At 45.2% G+C, this 16,406-nt stretch carries 17 protein-coding genes; 6 read left to right on the top strand and 11 right to left on the bottom strand.

Going from position 1 to position 16,406, the window contains the following annotated elements:
• Positions 1-53 precede the first annotated feature (53 nt).
• Entirely contained in the window at positions 54-1,166 is a 1,113-nt protein-coding gene (gene mltC, locus DPF93_RS11730) for a membrane-bound lytic murein transglycosylase MltC (RefSeq protein ID WP_114766355.1), read from the top strand.
• 44 nt (positions 1,167-1,210) lie between these two features.
• Positions 1,211-1,612: a hypothetical protein gene (locus tag DPF93_RS11725; protein ID WP_114766354.1), complete on the top strand. Its 402-nt coding sequence runs from the start codon at positions 1,211-1,213 to the stop codon at positions 1,610-1,612.
• Positions 1,613-1,718: 106 nt separating this feature from the next.
• Here the strand turns inward: DPF93_RS11725 and DPF93_RS11720 are convergent, their stop codons facing one another.
• On the bottom strand, positions 1,719-2,903 hold the full coding sequence (locus DPF93_RS11720; protein ID WP_114766353.1) for an NnrS family protein: 1,185 nt from the start codon (positions 2,901-2,903) through the stop codon (positions 1,719-1,721).
• Between the two features lie 242 nt (positions 2,904-3,145).
• Between DPF93_RS11720 and DPF93_RS11715 the strand changes: the two genes are divergently transcribed.
• The 3 genes from DPF93_RS11715 to DPF93_RS11705 all read left to right on the top strand — a co-directional run bounded on the left by DPF93_RS11715 (position 3,146) and on the right by DPF93_RS11705 (position 6,006).
• On the top strand, positions 3,146-3,706 hold the full coding sequence (locus DPF93_RS11715; RefSeq protein WP_114766352.1) for a gamma-glutamylcyclotransferase family protein: 561 nt from the start codon (positions 3,146-3,148) through the stop codon (positions 3,704-3,706).
• Between the two features lie 133 nt (positions 3,707-3,839).
• A complete protein-coding gene (locus DPF93_RS11710) occupies positions 3,840-5,183 on the top strand; it encodes an MATE family efflux transporter (RefSeq protein WP_114766351.1) in 1,344 nt (447 codons plus the stop codon).
• 157 nt (positions 5,184-5,340) lie between these two features.
• The gene (locus DPF93_RS11705) at positions 5,341-6,006 is read left to right on the top strand and encodes a hypothetical protein (RefSeq protein ID WP_114766350.1); all 666 of its coding nucleotides are present in this window, start codon (positions 5,341-5,343) and stop codon (positions 6,004-6,006) included.
• Between the two features lie 43 nt (positions 6,007-6,049).
• Here the strand turns inward: DPF93_RS11705 and DPF93_RS11700 are convergent, their stop codons facing one another.
• Positions 6,050-6,979, bottom strand: coding sequence for a LysR family transcriptional regulator (locus DPF93_RS11700; protein WP_114766349.1), 930 nt, complete (start codon positions 6,977-6,979; stop codon positions 6,050-6,052).
• A 116-nt stretch (positions 6,980-7,095) separates the two neighbouring features.
• Here DPF93_RS11700 and chrA point away from each other — a divergent pair, with 116 nt between their 5' ends.
• The gene (gene chrA, locus DPF93_RS11695) at positions 7,096-8,241 is read left to right on the top strand and encodes a chromate efflux transporter (protein ID WP_114766348.1); all 1,146 of its coding nucleotides are present in this window, start codon (positions 7,096-7,098) and stop codon (positions 8,239-8,241) included.
• 52 nt (positions 8,242-8,293) lie between these two features.
• On the opposite strand, the gene DPF93_RS11690 is transcribed toward chrA, so the two are convergent.
• From DPF93_RS11690 to DPF93_RS11650, 9 genes are read right to left on the bottom strand one after another with little or no spacing between them, the layout of a single operon-like run.
• Complete coding sequence (locus DPF93_RS11690) at positions 8,294-8,932, bottom strand: OmpA family protein (RefSeq protein WP_114766347.1); 639 nt, start codon at positions 8,930-8,932, stop codon at positions 8,294-8,296.
• 16 nt (positions 8,933-8,948) lie between these two features.
• Positions 8,949-10,220: a TadE/TadG family type IV pilus assembly protein gene (locus tag DPF93_RS11685; protein WP_114766346.1), complete on the bottom strand. Its 1,272-nt coding sequence runs from the start codon at positions 10,218-10,220 to the stop codon at positions 8,949-8,951.
• 3 nt (positions 10,221-10,223) lie between these two features.
• Positions 10,224-10,775, bottom strand: coding sequence for a tight adherence pilus pseudopilin TadF (tadF, locus tag DPF93_RS11680; protein ID WP_114766345.1), 552 nt, complete (start codon positions 10,773-10,775; stop codon positions 10,224-10,226).
• A complete protein-coding gene (locus DPF93_RS11675; RefSeq protein ID WP_114766344.1) occupies positions 10,750-11,238 on the bottom strand; it encodes a TadE/TadG family type IV pilus assembly protein in 489 nt (162 codons plus the stop codon). Before DPF93_RS11675 ends, tadF begins: the two co-directional genes overlap by 26 nt.
• Positions 11,239-11,246: 8 nt before the next feature.
• Positions 11,247-12,047 (bottom strand): tetratricopeptide repeat protein, encoded by an 801-nt coding sequence (locus DPF93_RS11670; RefSeq protein ID WP_114766343.1) that lies wholly within the window; start codon positions 12,045-12,047, stop codon positions 11,247-11,249.
• A 15-nt stretch (positions 12,048-12,062) separates the two neighbouring features.
• Positions 12,063-12,911, bottom strand: a complete 849-nt coding sequence (locus tag DPF93_RS11665; RefSeq protein WP_164675360.1) for a type II secretion system F family protein — start codon at positions 12,909-12,911, stop codon at positions 12,063-12,065.
• A 53-nt stretch (positions 12,912-12,964) separates the two neighbouring features.
• Positions 12,965-13,885: a type II secretion system F family protein gene (locus DPF93_RS11660; RefSeq protein WP_114766341.1), complete on the bottom strand. Its 921-nt coding sequence runs from the start codon at positions 13,883-13,885 to the stop codon at positions 12,965-12,967.
• On the bottom strand, positions 13,882-15,165 hold the full coding sequence (locus DPF93_RS11655) for a TadA family conjugal transfer-associated ATPase (protein ID WP_114766340.1): 1,284 nt from the start codon (positions 15,163-15,165) through the stop codon (positions 13,882-13,884). The genes DPF93_RS11660 and DPF93_RS11655 overlap by 4 nt, the downstream gene beginning before the upstream one ends.
• A 3-nt stretch (positions 15,166-15,168) precedes the next feature.
• Positions 15,169-16,404 carry a CpaE/TadZ family protein gene (locus tag DPF93_RS11650; protein WP_114766339.1) on the bottom strand — a complete coding sequence of 412 codons (1,236 nt, stop codon included), beginning with the start codon at positions 16,402-16,404 and terminating at the stop codon, positions 15,169-15,171.
• Positions 16,405-16,406 lie beyond the last annotated feature (2 nt).

Raw genomic sequence — 16,406 nt, 5'->3', positions numbered from 1 at the left:
AAATACGCGTCGTCCAGCAATGCTATTTAAGCGCCTGAATTCAAATAATTAAAATGAAGAAAATTGTCTATTTATCACTCGCTTTGCTGAGTGGTTGTTCACTCAGTCCAGCACCTTCTGAGCCCTGTGTGTGTGAAAGCATTCCGCCCGTTACCACAACGCCACCTTCTTACAGCCAAGAAAACATCAATCAGTTGATGGCTTACGTTGCCAAACTGGCAAAAGAGCGCTGGGGAGAAGATGAGTTTGTTGAAGCCGGTAAACATCGCTATGTGAAATACTTAGATGGCTATAGCACCCGCGCCCATATCGATTTTGAGGCAGGGAAGATCTACGTCTCAACTATTTCTCAGTATCAACCAGAGCAAAAACTGCAAAAAGCGATTGTGCAAACACTGCTGATGCCAGCCGATCCCGCCCATGCCGAACTGTTCAGTGATAAAGAGGCGATCTTACGTGGCAAACCATTCTTACTTGGGCAAGTGTTGGACCATGAAGGGAAGCCAATTGAATGGGAATGGCGTGCAAACCGATATGCGGATTACCTGATCAGTAACGCTCTGCAAACCAAATCGATTAAACGTGGACAAGCCCACTACGTGGTGATCAACATGGTGAGTGATCACCTTGAGCAACGCGAGTATCAATATGCGGGCTTAATCCGTGATGCCGCTCGCCGCTACGGTCTATCTGAAGATCTTATCTACTCAATTATTAAAACCGAAAGTAGCTTTAACCCTTATGCTGTCAGCCATGCAGGAGCATATGGTTTGATGCAGGTTATCCCAAAGACTGCGGGCGCAGATGTATTTAACCTCGTCAAAAACAAACCGGGCATTCCGACTAAAGAATACCTATTTGATCCGGCGAACAATATTGATACGGGCGCGGCGTATTTCTACATCCTGAAAAACCGCTACCTACGTGAAGTAAAAGACCCGACCTCGATGCACTTTAGTATGATTTCAGCATACAACGGCGGCACTGGCGGCGTGTTATCCGCCTTTGATAGTAGCGACCGTAAACGCGCAATGGTTAAACTGAATAACTCAACCCCAAAACAGGTGTATGACACCTTGACTACCAAACACCCGAAAGGTGAAGCGCGCCGCTACCTACAAAAAGTCCTCTACTTCCAAAAAGACTTTAACCTAGGCAAGCTATAAATCGGATTAGAAAGGCTTGGTCATCGATCCAAGAAGTTTGGTTTATGGGGTGCTATTTTTACGGTATTGAAAAGGCTGCTATTGCAGCCTTATTTATTAACAATATATCTCTCGCAAAATTAATTTTTAAGTTTTTGAATTTATATCAAAAAAATTTTAAAAAAGTGACTTTTGAAAATACCAAATGCTATGTATGGTTTAATTTATTTTTTCACATTCTTAAGTTAATCATGAAGTTACTAGAAATAATTTTAACTATTGGTCGTGGTGTTATGTTCGTAATAACAGCAATAGCAGTAGTTTGGTTTTCACCAGCGTTATTATTGAAAAAATTAGAACTTGATTTCTTGGCGAGTGTTGTAGGTGTAATCTTATTGATTCTCGGCTTAACATTCTTCCAGTATGCATTAAAACCTACGTTCTTATTATATTGGAACGATTTCTAATATACTGAGTTATTGCCAAAAAAGTCAGATTTTAACGCGAGGCTCTTGGTTTGCGTTGTGATAAAAAATTGAAAAGGCTGCAATTGCAGCCTTTTTTATTAGGTTATTAACCTAGGTGACCGTCTACTCGCGGAGTTAATAGCATATAACCAAACTTGGCAATAAACAGCGCAAAAGCGAGCGCCCACAACGCGCCACTGATATCAATCATCACCAACATATGCGCAGGGAACATGGCAACCCCAAAGCTCCTGACCAGTGCTGCCGCTAATAAACTGAGAAAAGCCAACGCCATATTGGGACCTTGATAAATCGCCCTGCCGGTATGCCCCATAGTCACTCGCGCGATCATGGCAAGAATCAGCCCGCTTAAGCCACCAATCGCAAAGAGGTGGATCATATTGTGGGCGGCAAACACATCTTGCCATAAGCCACGCGCTAACAGACTCAACGGGATACATAGGTAAGCGGCGTGCAGTGACCAAACCAATGGTTCGCTCAGTGTCTTCCAAGGCTGCCAGCGCAACACTCTTATCAACTGCGCGCCACCAGCCAATACCATCAAATACGCCCCCAACTGAGCCATAACTAGTGGGAAAAAGCTCAGCACAAACAACGCAACTAGCGGTAAATTCGCCAGCCACTCAAGCCAAAGCTGAGGCTGAGGTTTAACAAAGTTAAATCTTCTGGCAGTGAAAAACGGGATAACTCGACCACCCATTACTGAGAGCAGTAACGTAAACCACCACAGCATCGCTTGCCAAACCGCTGAGGCAGCAAATGGCGGCATACCTTTGACACACGCATAACTGGCAAAGTTAGCCACAATCGCTAAAACAAACAACGGAACAAAAAAGAGGTTGCGATACCCTTTTGCCCTCAGCACACGCCAAGCAACTTCAAACGCGGCAAAAGCTAAAAATAACGCATCAATGATTGAGATTAGCCAAAGTGGTGCTGACGTCCAAAGCAGCAAGCGAGGTGTCAACCAGAGCACCACAATGGCTAAAAGGCGATAACTTTTCGTACCGTTGATTCCAGTCCAGTTTTGCACTGCGGTCAACACGAAGCCGACGACAATTGCCATCGAAAAACCAAATAGCATCTCATGCACATGCCACCAAAGTGCTGGCACTTGCAACGCTTGAGGCTGTCCAGAATGAAACATCCATACCCACACAGGGATAGCGATCAGTGCATACAAAGCAACGAGAAAGAAAAATGGACGAAAACCAAGTCGTAACGCTGCAGGTATTTTTTCTTCAACCCGCTTATCGGTAATGTTGAGCACAAGAGAACTCCTAAAATAATAGCCACCCTGTTAATGCATCATCCATACCAGAAAAAATACAGCTTATTTTCAACAACTTACAAGCAAACCATGTCATTATAACCTCATTGATAATAAGTCAAAGTGACTCATAAAATTCAAATAGACTTATAACCCATAACACTAAGTCTAAACAGATTGCTCTTTGGTCGGTGGTAGAAACTAGCTAAGATGACATTTCAGTCTCTTATCATGGTAGCAGCATGACGCAATATATTTTCGGTTACGGCAGCCTAATGAACTCCGCTTCAAGAAAACTAACTGGGCAAACTTCGACCGCGATCCCAGCCGTGGTGCATGGCTTTTGTCGCTACTGGGGCAAGGTTGATGACAGCTATGTATTGGCACCATTGGTGGTCACCAAAGGCAAAGGATTGGTGAACGGCGTCTTACTGCAAGTCGATGATGCGCAGCTTATCGAATTTGATCGCCGTGAGCGCGGCTATCAACGTATTAGCATCAACCTTGCTGATATTGGCTGTGAGGAAGCGTTATCTGAGAGCGCGCAGATCTGGATCTATGTTACCGAGCAAGCGCTACCCCCCTGCTCACTTAGCCCTATTGTGCAAACCTATGTCGATACAGTGCTGGCTGGCTGCCTAGAGGTATCGGAACATTTTGCCCAGCAGTTTATCGAGCACACCATTGGCTGGCATCATCCACGAGAAAACGACCGCGCGGCACCAAAATACGGTAATCTTGCCGGAGTGTGTGAAGAAAAACGCAAGCAAATCGATTTGCTTCTTAACGCTTACCAAGCCTGATTCAAACACGACCGCCGACCTTCTAGGCGGTCGTTTTATCATTAAATAAGAAAAACTCTATACGCTCAAAATTTCATCGATATAATAGCCCACCTTTTTTGGGGTTATTGTCCTTTTCTGCTGAGCACTTCCGATGTCGTCACTACCTAATGCAATTGATAAGCGCATGAGTATTCTCGCGCTTACTTGGCCTTTATTTATCGAAATTATGTTGCGTACAGCGCTAAATACCAGCGATGTATTTATGCTTAGTGCCTATTCGGATAAAGCTGTGTCAGCAGTAGGGGTGATCACCCAAATCTCGTTCTTTTTGATCATTATTTCTTCGATGGTGAGCAGCGGCACAGGGATCTTAATTGCGCAGTACAATGGCTCTGAACGTCACCAAGATGCCGCGCAAGTGGCGATTGCCAGCATGGTCATGTCTGCCATTGTCGGGATTGGTTTAAGTGTATTTGCCGTAACTGCCGCGTATTACTTGCTGCCTTATTATGGCCTAGAACTGCAAGTACAAAACTACGCTCAAGAATATCTGCTGATCAGCGGCTCAATGACATTTAACGTCACCATGGGAATCGTACTGACCACCATTTTGCGTAGCCATGGTTTTTCTCGTTCACCAATGGTCATTAACCTGATTGCCGGTATTATCAATATCATGGGTAACTATATTGCCCTGTATCAACCTTTTGGCTTGCCGGTGTACGGCGTACAAGGGGTGGCCATTGCGACGGTAAGCAGCCAAGTACTGAGCACGCTAATGCTGTGCGTTAAACTGCGCCGCAGTGGCATTGAACTGCCTTTTGCCCAGTGGCGTCAAATCCCTAAAGTGATCTATCAACGCATTGTCCGCATTGGCATGATGAACGCGGGCGAAATGCTCTCTTATAACCTCGCCCAGCTCACCATCATCTATTTTGTGGTGCAAATGGGGACAGCCTCTCTGGCGGCGTTTACCTATGCGCAGAATATTGCTCGTATCTCGTTTGCGTTTGCGCTGGCGGTGGGTCAAGGTAGCCAAATTCAAGCCGGTTACTTTATTGGTCGCGGTTTAATTGACGCTATCTTAGTTCGTGTACAGAAATACTTTGTGGTCGGCTTTATTGTTACCAACATCGTCACTATCACAACGTTTATGCTCAGCGACACGATTATTCCGCTGTTTACCGACCAAGCCGAAATCGCTTCCCTAACCGCAAGTTTAATCGCTGGCTCTATTTTGCTTGAAGCAGGTCGCGTCTTTAACCTTATCTTTATCTCAGCGCTTAAAGCAGCGGGCGATATTAAGTTCCCGGTCAAAATGGGCATTATCAGCATGTGGGGATTAGGTGTGGTGTTCAGCTATTTACTCGGTGTTCATTGGGGCTACGGGGTATTTGGCGCTTGGATGGCGATCGCTATGGATGAATGGTTCCGCGGCATCATCATGGCAAGACGCTGGCGCAGTAAAGTTTGGACACGCTATCAACTGACTTAAGAGCTCGGCTTACAATAAAGCGGTGGGAATTCAGATGGATAGTAAACTAGGCACAATTTGTTAATTGCACAGCGTTCGATTCATGACACGATTCTGACAATTGATAGTTTAGTAAGCAATAAACTGCCCAATCTTGTTCCACTTATCGAATGCTGCTATGAAAACGACTACCTATACCGAAGAAAAAACACTAGGACATGAGTTTTCACTCCACCGCTCAACCTCTGAAATCATTCTCAAGCGCAGTTTAATGGCGCTGATCGGCATCGCTATCTGCCTTCTGGTTAACGTAGCGATGCGAGTTGACTATGTGATTCTCGGTAATAAGCTTGGCGAACTGTCGCTAACTGAAAGCCTTGAGCAAATCATGTTGCTGATCTCAAGCGTCTCCTTTTTCTACTTAATCAAACTGCAACCAAAGCTAAAACATGCGGCGGCTCTGTTTGGCAGCTTCTTCTTAGTGATGTTAATCCGCGAAAACGATGCGCTATTTGATTACATCCTGCATGGTTTCTGGGTATATCCAGCCGTTGCTGTCACCCTAGCGGCGATCAGCTACGCTTGGCGTAATGGCAAACAAACTTTAGATCAAATTGCGGTCGTGCTTAACAGCTCGTACATGAACATGCTGATCCTTGGCGTGATTCTATTGCTCGTTTATTCGCGCCTATTTGGCATGGGTGACTTCTGGAAAGGAGTTATGCAAGAGCATTACGTACGTGATGTGAAAAATATTGCCGAAGAAGGCACCGAGCTGCTCGCCTACTGCATCATCGCCTTTTCTTCATTGAAAGTAGTGCGCTCTTTTAAAGCCAAGCGCTAAATCAAATTCTATGCAGCGCTACCATCACCTTGGTAGCGCTTATTCAATCTTTCTCGCCAACAATAACCTGCTCAACCAAGCTGCGTAACCAAATATTTTTCTCTTCACTGGCTCGGCTAGAGTGCCACAACATCGCAATATCAAAATCCGCCACGGCAACAGGCGGTGTAAACGTGGTTAAGCTGTCATCAAAGCCTTGTGCTTGCGCCATTTTTTCCGGAACAATTGCAATTAAGCGGCGCTGCTTAAGCAAGCTCCTTACCGTGAGAAAGTTGCGCGAAGCGACAGTGACATGGCGAGATAAACCGTGCTCGGCTAGCTTCTTATCTACCTGAGTGGCTAAACTGCCATCAGGGCTGACTAACGCCTGTTCGATACCTGCAAAAACTTCCAGAGTTAGCTTATCAGCGAGCCCTAAAGCTTTGGCATCCGCTAAGCAGACATGTTTTTCGGTATAGAGATATTGGCTTTCAAACTCATCATCAAGCACTGGCATACTGCCAATCACCACATCCAGCTTATCTTGCTCAGTCAGTTGAACATAATTACTGCGGTTAACATTAATAAAACTGATTTGCGCGCTGGGCGCTTGCTGACGAATTTGGTCATAGATCGCCGGAGCAAAAATAAACTCGGCATAATCGGTCAACCCAATACGGCATACGCCAGTGTAGTTACTCGGCGAGAAATGAGCCTTAGTCAGCAAATTATGGGTGATCGAATCAAGCAGCTGACTTACCGTCGGCGCAATGTGGTGGGCATGTTCAGTTGGCTCCATTTTGTGCCCTTTGCGCACAAACAATGGATCATCGAATAACTGGCGCAGACGCCCTAAACTGTGACTCATGGCAGACTGACTAACAAAGCTTTTGTCTGCCGCAATGCTGACACTACGGTAGCGGTACAAATAAGAAAACGTCACTAACAAATTTAAATCGATGTTACGCCATTGCAGATCTTCACTGTTTGCCATGCAAATCCCATTTCATTCATATATAGAATTAAAACTATCAATTTGAGTCATCTTACTATTTTTTTTACTCTAGGTGCAGTAACGAGCAGTAATGAAATTAGAAGGATACCTCTCAGATGCTCTCAATTTTTAAAACCTTTTTCTGGCTTGGTTGGATAAGCTTTGGTGGACCTGCTGCCCACATTGGCTATTTCCGCCAAACCTTTGTTGAGAAACTTAAGTGGCTAGATGATAGTGAATACGCGCAAATTGTTGCTTTAAGCCAATTTCTGCCTGGTCCAGGCTCGAGTCAAGTTGGCTTTGCTCTAGGGTATAAGCGCGGTGGATTAGCGGGCGCATGTGCTGCCTTTATTGGTTTCACCTTACCCTCGGTGTTGATCATGGTGCTACTGGCGGTGGTTTCTAGCCAGTTAACAGAAACAACGGCGTTTCAAAGCATTGTCCATGGACTCAAATTGCTAGCTGTTGTCGTTGTTGCTGACGCCACATGGGGCATGTACAAAAACTTCTGCAAAAATACCCTTTCCGTCAGCTTGTGTTTGATCACCGCGATCGCACTGCTGACCATGCCAAGTATTGCTACACAAATGGTGGTCTTGATGATTGCTGCCTTAATTGGAGCTAAATACCTTAAAGGGGAAACGCCAGCAGAGCCGAAGCCCTTTACACCAAGCATTTTGCCCCTCGCGCTGTTTGCGGTGATCCTGTTTGGCATGCCTTTGATTGCTCACTTGGCACCAACTCTTGGGCTATTTAACGACTTTTTCCAAGCTGGTAGCTTAGTATTTGGTGGTGGTCACGTGGTACTGCCACTGCTGCAAAACATCGTTGGTGATCAACTTAGCCAAGATGCTTTCTTAACTGGTTACGCCGCCGCACAAGCTGTGCCGGGACCAATGTTCACATTTGCCACCTACATTGGTTATGAACTGCAACCAAACTCGCCGATTACAGGGGCATTAGTGGCAACAATTGCGGTATTTCTTCCGGGCTTTTTATTGCTACTTGGCGTACTGAAAAACTGGCAATCATTGGCTCAAAAACCTCAAGTCGCCGGCGCGGTAAGTGGCGTTAACGCTGCGGTAGTTGGCTTACTGGTTTCTGCCCTTTACCAGCCAGTGTTTACCAGCGCGGTGTTTAATCCACTGGATGTTGCTTTGGTGTTAGTTGGTTTCTATTTGATGAAGCAACTGAAACTGCCAATCATCTGGATGGTGGTCACCTTTATCCTCGCAGGTCTTGCCATGGGCATGCTGGGCTAAGCCTCAAACTCAAAAACCGCGAAAACGCGGTTTTTGAGTTTCACTGCAACATTTATTTATCAGCCACGATATCCACTCGTCGATTGGCTTTACGACCTTGCGCGGTTGCGTTAGTTTGAATTGGTACCATCTCGCCTTTGGATACCGTTGTTAGCGAGTCTGCTGGCATCTGTTTAGCAACTAAGTAATCATTAACACTGTCCGCTCTTCGCAATCCCAGAGCGAAGTTATAACTCTGACTACCAACATGATCGGTATGCCCTTCCAACAACAATCGATGCCCTTGCGTCCCAAGCTTTTCCACCATGGTATCTAACACATACTGTGATTCTTTGGTTAAGCTCGATTTATCAAACGCAAAGTAGACTCTTGCAACCAATTCGCCTGCTTGGTAGTTAACGGTATTACTTTTTGACATTAGGTACTCAGCACAGTCAGGATCGATCCCCGCTTTTAGTAACTCTTGAGTAATCATCTGTTCGGTTAATTGATAACTACTGTCTCGCTGCAAAAGTAGAAAAGGACCTTGCAGCATATCTACCTCGGTCGCTGTCCCAAATACAATGTCTTGCTGGTAGTTCAGATCTGGTTTAGCGCAATAGCGAATGATTTCTTGACTGTCACTTGCCCAAGCCGATGAGAAAGCCCCACTCAGCAATGCAAGTGCCACAGTAAGTTGAGATCCACGCATATGACTTTCTCCTTATTTATTTTAAATGCCCTATTTCTTCACTGATCAGTTCAAGGATTTTGTTCAAAATTTCATTTTTGTTCTGCGCTTTAAAGACGTTGTCAGAGCCTGCACAAGTTTGTAGTCCTTTGTTGCTACTGACATCGTAATCGAAACCAATCACAGAAATACGTGAAGTGACCGGATCGCCATTGCTTGCCGTTAAACCATCTAGATGCTCGCGTATTTTGTCGCACATTTGATAGCCGTTACCATAAAGTGTTTCCGCAATACTCTTGTTGGTTTTCCCGCTCGTAGACCCCGCATCGACCCCATCTGAAAGCACAATAATTAAACGACGAGGGTTGGTACCTTTATTGGCAAGTTGGGCTCCGCGAATCAAACCTTGAGATGATGAGGTGTAGCCATTGGGCGTAAATTTGGCAATCTTGGTATTGAAAGAGGAAAAATTGGTGGTGGGTAGAATATCTTCAAAATTGGCGCTGTAGGTTCCACTTGTCTCACAACCCGTTTTTTCACTAAAAACACGGTTGACGGTTTTCTGATAACCCAAATTACCTTTCTTATTATATTCGTACTGACTGACAAAACAGGTTTTCCCTTTGCCATCGCCATTGACTAAACGAACAAAGTTATTAAAACCAACAAATGCGACACTATTATCATCAGCATTAACAAGATCATTAAACTTCTGCAGCTCATCCGTTACTGACTTAATCACATCAATTAAGTCGAGGTACTTTTTCTTAGAACCACCGGACCAACTGTTGTCCATCGATCCCGAAAAGTCGGAAACAAACACAACATCCACCGCACTATTTTGGAACTTACGTGCATTTGACTGACCAGATATTTGGTAGTTGCCATCGTACGCCCCTAAATCGCCAGCAAACAAACCATCATGTGCCGTGGTTGCATTAACTCGATATTCAAAAAATCGCGGCTCACCTTGCGAAAGCCCTGCGACGCAATCTGGGATCTGCTCACAACTGAGCTTTTGGATACTCAAGTTATCCACGCTATTCATGTCGGTCATATATTGCGATATATACGCCTTCGCAATTGCCTGATTAACAGCGCTGCCATGCCCAGAACCATCGTCTACGTTGTCATCATTACGCGCGGCAACCGCAAGGCTCGCAGCTTCCAAGCCATCATGCAGGCGCGCTTTTTCCTGCAACATTTTTGCCCCATCCGTTGCGAGCGTAAACAGACCGAAAACACCAGGCACCATCAAGGTAAATAGTATTGCTGCGTGACCACTTTGTTTAGAGAGAGAGGATTTCATAACTTACCTGCCTATCACAACCGAGCTTGATGACACCATGCTAAAACCTGAATCTAAAACATGTTCCACCATATTGTCGGTCGCATAACATAAAGTGACTCGATATAGCGTTGCTTGACGTCCCCATGAGGTAACAACAGCAAGGCTATTTCGTAATTGACCTAGCGTCTGATCGAGTTGGCACTGCTGATCACCACGACGAATCGTTTTTAACGCATTTGGTGATGAATCTGCTGCGTAAGTTTGTTCTTCTATAACCATTCCAAAGCGTGATGCTTGATAAGAAGCGGTCGTTCGCTCTATTGAGCCCTGAATCACGTTAAATATTGCATCAGCATCAGCCGCCGTGGTTAAGTAATCTTCACTGTAAAGCTGTGTACGCTCTTTGAGTAAACTGGTCGCCGAATAGGACATACGATCTAATTTTCCTTTCATCGAGAGCTTCACCACCACATCTGCCGTAAAAAGAAACATGGTGCCAAGCAACAAACCAACCAAAGCAAACTCAATCGTGAAGGTCCCAGCTTGTTTAGATATTGAATTGATCTCTTTCATATTCTTGCACCACTATCACCTCACGTCCGAAGATGGTTTCCTCGTCAATGAAATAACCAAAGATACTGTTAAAGTCATAGCTGATGTAGTAAATCGCAATGGCTGAATCATCAGCCACACCGCACTCAGCAGTTTGCTCTCCCTCGGCGGGTAAGCACGCAGCATCAATCAATTCAAGCGCATCCATATCAGCAACATAGCGTACTGAAGCTCGGAATTTGCTCTTATCGACTAACCCACTCCACACACTATTACTGTCCTCTAACTGGGCATAAAATGAATCAATATAGTTTTGGGTATCTTTCTTCGCCGCTCGTGAGGCTTCAGATATCGCTAAATCGTTGACCGCAGAGACATAAGACATAAAGCTCAACTCAGCCCAAGCGGCAATCATCAACCAGAAAGCAAAAAAGCCGAGAGCGAACTCGATAGTGACAACCCCCTTGTGCTTTTTCTTGTGCATACTCCCTCCTATGGCGAACTCATCGCCTTATTCAGTTCGTTTTCTCTGTTTGAGGCGAGAAGAGCATCGGGCTTCGCTACCGACACAAGACGCAAACCAATGTAGAGATCTTCTATTTCTCTAGGCGAATAGCGAGTGCGATATAACCCTTTAAATGCATCAAATTGTTCGGTTTTGGCGTACGCTAGTGCAAGGTTTGCTACGATGGTGGCATCATGATTGCCAGAGAGGTAAATTGGCTCTAAGCGAGAAATAGCGAGTTGATAGTCTTGCAACATAAGATCAATCACCGCGAGGTTATTTTTGATCGTCACATCGTCGAAAAAGTGCTTACGAGCTAAATAAAAATACCGCCACGCATTATTGATGTCGTGTTTTGATGCGTAAGCCATACCAAGCAAGTTCTCAACCTCTGGGTATGGTGATCTAGCTTCTAACGCTTCTAGCCCCGCTGAAATCGCTTGGTCTGCATTTCCTTTAGCAAACTCAATACGGGCTTTTAAGTACAAGCCTTGTGGCGAAAATTGGGAATTATTTGATAAGCTACCGTAATGAAAAGATGCAGAATCCAAGTCATCGGCTTGCATATAGGCTTCAACCAATTTGACGCGCACTCGCTCATCTTCCCCTTGCTTTAACGACTCTTTATAAAAACTAATCAACTTGTCGTTATCGCCAGTCTCTTTGATGACGGTTTCCTTAGCATTGAAACTCGCATTGCTGGCTTGCTGCTCGATCGATTTTGAGGAACTCATACAGCCTTGCAAAAATGCCAGCAATAGTGTGCAAAACATCCATTTCTTAATCATTTTCATCCCTCTTTATTAACTCGCCATCAAACGCATAATGCCCGGAGCAGTAATCAGAATCACAATCGGCAACATGATCAATAGAATCAATGGAATCGACATTTTCGCCGACAACTTACCTATCTTCTCTTCAAGCCCAAGCATTTGAATATTGCGAATATCAACCGCCAAGGTGGTTAATACGGTATAAATTGAAGAGCCGTATTGCAGACTCTGTGTCAGTGTCATCACAAAGCTGCGTATTTCTGGGGTGGGAACGCGAGCGTAGAGCTCTTCTAACGAGCGCTCTAAGCCGACTAACTTAGCTCTCTCATTGGTTTTATTGAGCATATAGGCAATATCTTTATCAAACCCCACCATCTCTTTCGCGAGATAGCCCATTGAAGCTTCAATCGTCATACCGGTCTGTACACATACACCCATAAGATCAAGTAAGTAAGGCAGGCGATCAGATAACTTGCGCTGTAAACTTTTACGTCGCCAAGTCAAATACCAATCGGGAGCGAGCAAGCACAGCACAAGCCAAATACAGGAATAAAACATCAGTTTGTTGAACGATAGCTGCACTTGGTAAGCGTAAAAAGCGAGTAAAAGCCCACCAAGCAACAGCGCGCCATATTTGATCGGAAATAACCACTTCACATACTTAACATCATAAATGCCCGCTGCGACCATCTTTTCGTGAATATCGGTTTCAGAAAGAGAAAGCACCTTGCCCATCGCTAGATTAAATTTTTCGACTAGGCTCTGCGCTTGCTGCTTTTTGCTATATTGCAGACCAAAACGACTCAGTTGATTCTGTCTCGCAGCCTTTAAGTAGATGCTATAGAACAGGGCAAACACACCAAAAAACACCAGCATCATCAGAACGGGGACAATAATACTGCTTGATTGAATCGCCACACCCAATGCTTCCATCAGCGTACCCCTCTCATTAACATCCAGATAATGAAAATACCGAGCGCTTCACTAGTTAAGAGGTAGTAAAGCACGGGACGTCCTTGCTCATTAAACATGACAAATTCGTAATTTGCAGGACTTAGTGTCTGCATAATCAATAAGAAAACAAAGGGAATCGCGGCAACAATTTTGGCTGACATCCGCGCTTCAGAAGTGAGGGCGTATTTCTTCTTCTCAATTGCCCTTGCATCAAACATCAAACGATTAAGGCGATTGATCACATCTTTTAATTGCCCCCCACGGTGCATGTTGGCGCGTAAGGTGATCACGAAAAAGTGAAAAGAGGGATATGGAAAACGGCGGCATGATTTACGTAAGACTTCGTCTGCACTCTCACCCAGCTGTAAGCGTTCTCCCATCAACTTGAACTCGCTGCCTACGTCACCATCGAGCGACTTACCAACGTACATGATCGCATGCATGATGCTCTCACCCGAGGAGACGGCGCTAGAAAGCATATTAAGCGCGTCTGGAAACGACTCTTCAAACATCTCTTTTTCGCGTTTTTGTAGCCAGTTATACGCGACGAACAACGCACATATTTCCAGAATTGCGGCGACGAGATAGACATTGCCACGGAAAAATCGCTGATTAATCTCAACCGCAACAAAGAACACCACCACGACAAACAATGCCATTTTGATGTAAGAGAAGCGCCCGATTTGTTTATGTAAGTTGCTCCACTTTTCACCAATCACTTGTTGCCAAGTCCGATCAGATAGCGACTTTAAATCCACCGCTTGTCCGGTTTCACTCGCCATATTGCTTACCAAGACGGTGCGATTAAACTCTTCTAAATAGGTATGTTTTTTCTTTGGTGACATAATCGCTAAGAGAATCGCGATAACTCCCAAGCCAATAAGTACCAAATACGTCATTGCACACTCCCCATTCTAAACAGAGAGTCGAGCTGAGACTCTAAGCCAAAGAAGCGAGCTTTCTCCACCAGCACAGAGCGTTTCATCAATCCTGCCGTTACGAAATTGCCGCGAACGTGGCGAATATTCTCTTCCGATATCTCGGGTTGGAAGCGGAAAATCTCCTCTAAAACCACACTATCGCCTTCTAGTCCCACCACCTCAGTGATGCTCATCACCTTGCGGCTACCATCATGCAAACGGCTAATTTGGATAATGATGTCAACCGCACTGACAATCGTTCTTCTGATCGCTTCAAGCGGCAAATTGTTGGTTGCCATCATCACCATGGCTTCTACCCTAGCTAAAGCATCGCGCGGAGAATTGGCATGCAAAGTCGACATCGAACCATCATGCCCGGTATTCATCGCCTGCAGCATTTCAAATGCCTCACCGCCGCGACACTCACCAACAATAATTCGATCAGGACGCATACGCAGCGCATTGATCACCAAGTCTCTTTGATGCACCGCACCAGTATGCTCAATCCCTGCGGTTCGAGTTTCAAGACGTACGACATGGGGTTGCTGTAAACGCAGCTCCGCGGCATCCTCAATGGTCACAATGCGTTCTTTCTCGGAGATAAATTGTGAAAGTGCATTTAGCATCGTGGTTTTACCAGAGCCCGTACCACCAGAAATAAGCACATTCAATCGACAGCGAGAGGCAATCATCATCAACTGCGCCATTTCCGTGCTCATAGCACCAAACTCAACCAATTGGCTTAAGTCGATGGCTTGTTTTTTGAATTTCCGAATCGAAATCGAGGTGCCATCAATAGCGATGGGTGGAATGACAATATTGACTCGGCTACCATCCGCCAAGCGGGCATCACACATAGGCTGGGATTCATCAACTCGGCGACCTACTCTGCCCGCGATTCGTTTGGCGATATCCAACAGTTGTGCGGCATCGACAAAACTGACCGAACTCGGTTCTACCAAGCCGTGTTTTTCGATGAAGACGTTTTCATGACCATTAATCATAATATCGGTCACGTCCTCATCATCCATCAACGCTTGTAGTGGTCCCAAGCCTTGTAACTCATCAACAAGATTGCGCACAAAATCATTGCGTAATACCGCTGGGACGGGTAATTGCTCTTTGTCGATAAGCATAGAGAGAGCTTGTGACAACTGCTCAGATAACTGCTGTGCATTGAGGCGGTTAATCACTTCAGGATCAATTGCATCAAAGATCTTGCCCCGCAAATCGCGATAAATTTCCTTTGCACCATGCATAGCCTACGACCCCCACTTAAATGGGAACACTGAGCCATTAGTCGCTTCTTCGCCAAAAATAAGTGCAGCGAGATTGTGCAGGGACTTACTCGCTTTGCCCCGCAAATCGCCGATTCGTTGCTTATCTAGAATTTTGGCATCGAGCTTTTTCACAAACGGCATCACCACATCTATCGGGCGCTGAAGAAACTCTTCCACTTCTGCTTTGCTCACCGTTGCGCAGCTTTCCGGAATCGAGTAATTCAATACAACAATCACCCGAAGTGGGCTTCCTTTTGTCTCGGCTTCCAGTTTGATTTCCCGATGCAATCGCGCCGCTTCTCTTAACGATGAAATCGTCGGTGAAACAACCAAGATGACGCAATCAGAAATATTAACCAGATCCTTACTAGAAAAGACCAGCTCCGCTGTTGCGGACAGATCTTCTAAGACAAAGTTAGCATCTTCGGAAATAAACGCGGTGACGTTCTGGGTATAATCTTTAAGGTCAGCACTGGTAATATCTTCTGAAGTCAGCGCGAGTACGGACAAGTTTTTTCCCTGCTTGCTAAGCAGGCTTTGAGAGGAGGTAAAATCCAGATTGGCGGTGAGAGAACCTGATCGGATTTCGCGTTTCTGAAACTTCTCTATCCCCATCATAATATCGAGGTTACCACCTTGATAGCAGTTATCCACGACCACGCAGGTAGAGTTGCGTTTGCCAGACAAAATGTAACTGGTCTCGGCACACAGCATGGTTGTGCCCACACCGCCTTTGCAGCCAACAAAAGTGACCTGTTTCGCCCGGCGCTTTTTACTCAAGCCACGGTTGCCTTGTCGGTTGTCATGCACACTCATGACAAACTCAATCAGCTCGTTTTTATTGATTGGCCAAAACAGATAATAGATCCCCATAGACTTCAGTTTACGAATGGTAGAGATGCAATCTTCACTACCAATCACAACCACTGAAGCACTATTGGGTAGCTGATGACTCAACTTCTCCGCATCTTTGACGACATTTTTACTGGTATTGAGCTCTAAGATGATCACTTCCACGGTCTCTGAACGCGTGTGTTCGGCAATGCTATCATCAGCTAAAGGGAAAAAGGCTGGTTGTTCAAGACCTTCAAAGCGATAAGCTTCTGCCACTAAGGCTTTACACTTTTCCGATTGAAAAAAGGCAACCGACTCAATGTTACGAGCCTCTTGAGACGGGTCGCCATCACGATTTTTCAGAATATCGACTAAATCAAACATAA

The sequence above is a fragment of the Vibrio rhodolitus genome (assembly GCF_003350325.1).
Lineage (GTDB): Bacteria > Pseudomonadota > Gammaproteobacteria > Enterobacterales > Vibrionaceae > Vibrio > Vibrio rhodolitus.
Note: the sequence above shows the minus strand (reverse complement) of the source record. Positions and strands in the feature narration are given on the sequence as shown.

Excerpts from the sequence above, each read along its gene's own strand:
- chrA (WP_114766348.1), top strand. The coding sequence starts at position 7,096 with ATGCTCTCAATTTTTAAAACCTTTTTCTGGCTTGGTTGGATAAGCTTT.
- DPF93_RS11710 (WP_114766351.1), top strand. The coding sequence starts at position 3,840 with ATGTCGTCACTACCTAATGCAATTGATAAGCGCATGAGTATTCTCGCG.
- DPF93_RS11715 (WP_114766352.1), top strand. The coding sequence starts at position 3,146 with ATGACGCAATATATTTTCGGTTACGGCAGCCTAATGAACTCCGCTTCA.
- mltC (WP_114766355.1), top strand. The coding sequence starts at position 54 with ATGAAGAAAATTGTCTATTTATCACTCGCTTTGCTGAGTGGTTGTTCA.
- DPF93_RS11705 (WP_114766350.1), top strand. The coding sequence starts at position 5,341 with ATGAAAACGACTACCTATACCGAAGAAAAAACACTAGGACATGAGTTT.
- DPF93_RS11665 (WP_164675360.1), bottom strand. The coding sequence starts at position 12,911 with ATGATGCTGGTGTTTTTTGGTGTGTTTGCCCTGTTCTATAGCATCTAC.
- DPF93_RS11685 (WP_114766346.1), bottom strand. The coding sequence starts at position 10,220 with ATGAAATCCTCTCTCTCTAAACAAAGTGGTCACGCAGCAATACTATTT.
- DPF93_RS11660 (WP_114766341.1), bottom strand. The coding sequence starts at position 13,885 with ATGACGTATTTGGTACTTATTGGCTTGGGAGTTATCGCGATTCTCTTA.
- tadF (WP_114766345.1), bottom strand. The coding sequence starts at position 10,775 with ATGAAAGAGATCAATTCAATATCTAAACAAGCTGGGACCTTCACGATT.
- DPF93_RS11650 (WP_114766339.1), bottom strand. The coding sequence starts at position 16,404 with ATGTTTGATTTAGTCGATATTCTGAAAAATCGTGATGGCGACCCGTCT.
- DPF93_RS11670 (WP_114766343.1), bottom strand. The coding sequence starts at position 12,047 with ATGATTAAGAAATGGATGTTTTGCACACTATTGCTGGCATTTTTGCAA.
- DPF93_RS11690 (WP_114766347.1), bottom strand. The coding sequence starts at position 8,932 with ATGCGTGGATCTCAACTTACTGTGGCACTTGCATTGCTGAGTGGGGCT.
- DPF93_RS11675 (WP_114766344.1), bottom strand. The coding sequence starts at position 11,238 with ATGCACAAGAAAAAGCACAAGGGGGTTGTCACTATCGAGTTCGCTCTC.
- DPF93_RS11725 (WP_114766354.1), top strand. The coding sequence starts at position 1,211 with ATGGGGTGCTATTTTTACGGTATTGAAAAGGCTGCTATTGCAGCCTTA.
- DPF93_RS11700 (WP_114766349.1), bottom strand. The coding sequence starts at position 6,979 with ATGGCAAACAGTGAAGATCTGCAATGGCGTAACATCGATTTAAATTTG.
- DPF93_RS11655 (WP_114766340.1), bottom strand. The coding sequence starts at position 15,165 with ATGCATGGTGCAAAGGAAATTTATCGCGATTTGCGGGGCAAGATCTTT.